This window comes from Sphingomonas sp. dw_22 (assembly GCF_018449795.1).
Taxonomy (GTDB): Bacteria; Pseudomonadota; Alphaproteobacteria; order Sphingomonadales; family Sphingomonadaceae; genus Sphingomonas.
Genome location: NZ_JAAVVE010000094.1, coordinates 1 through 1,341, shown reverse-complemented (window position 1 = coordinate 1,341; position 1,341 = coordinate 1). Strand labels below are relative to the sequence as shown.

The following is a 1,341-nucleotide window of genomic DNA, read 5'->3' as shown; positions in this document are numbered from 1 at the left end:
GATCGAAGTCGTCGACATCCCGCCCGACGAACTGATCGAGCGGCTGAAGGACGGCAAGGTCTATGTGCCCGAGGAAGCGACCCGCGCCCTCGGCCATTTCTTCTCCAAGTCCAACCTGTCGGCGCTCCGCGAGCTGGCGCTGCGCCGCGCCGCGCAGGCGGTCGACACGCAGATGCTCGACTATCTGCGCGCCCATGCCCTGGCCGGCACCTGGGCCGGCGGCGAGCGGATCGTCGTCGCAATCAGCGAACTGCCCGGCTCGGCCGAGCTGGTCCGCACCACCAAGCGCATCGCCGATGCCATGCGCGCGCCCTGGACGGCGGTGCATATCGAGACCCCGCGCACCGCGCATATGAGCGATGCCGAGAATAGCCGGCTCGCCGCGACGCTCCACCTCGTCAGCCAGCTCGGCGGCCAGGTCGCCGCCGTCCCCGCGGAATCGGTGATCGAGGGGCTCAAGCGCTTCACCGTGGAGGCCCGCGCCACCCAGCTCATCGTCGGCAAGTCGGCCCGCTCGCGCTGGTTCGAGCTGCGGCACGGCTCGGTGGTCGATCGGCTGGTGCGCGAGACGCCGGGGATCGCCGTCCATGTCCTGCCGATGGGCGCCGCAACCGGCGAGCCGCCGTCGCGCCGGCAGAGCCAGGGCCGCGGCGTCTGGGGCTCGCCCGGCGCCTATGCCGTGTCTCTCGGCCTCACCGTGCTGGTCACCCTGCTCGGCGCGAGCATCCTTTCGTTCGGCAGCATCACCAATATCGGCCTGCTCTATCTGCTCCCGGTGATGTTCGCCGCGACCCGCTACGGCGTCCGCCCGGGCGTCGTCACCGGCCTCGCCTCTTCGCTGGCCTACAACTTCTTCTTCATCCCGCCGACCCACACTTTCACGATCCAGGATCCGCAGAACATCATCACCGTGCTGGTGCTGATGGGTGTCGCGGTGGTCAGCAGCCAGCTTGCCGCGCGCGTCCGCGCCCAGGCCGATCTCGCCCAGATGAGCGCCGCGCAGAACAGCTCGCTCGCCGGCTTCGCGCGGCTGCTCACCGGCGTCAGCAAGCGCGACGAGCTCGGCCAGATGCTCTGCGCCGAGATCGCCCGGCTGCTCGACGTCAGCACCGTGCTGCTGCTCCCGGTGAAGGGCCAGCTCACGCTCAGCGCAGCCTATCCCGCCGAGGACCGGCTGGAGACGCTCGAAATGGCGGCGGCGAACTGGGCATTCGACCACAACCAGCCCGCCGGCCGCGGATCGGACACGCTGACCGCCTCCGAATGGCTGTTCCACCCGCTCGCCGCTGGCGGCCGCGTGCTCGGCGTGTTCGGGCTCGCCAATCCCGACGCCGGCGCGCC

Annotated in this window: 1 protein-coding gene; it reads left to right on the top strand. The window is 70.6% G+C overall.

Translation table 11 applies throughout. The annotated features are described in order from the left end of the window. Positions 1 to 1,341, top strand: a 1,341-nt coding sequence (locus HB724_RS20270) for a DUF4118 domain-containing protein (protein WP_213982754.1), incomplete at both ends; no start/stop codon positions are given.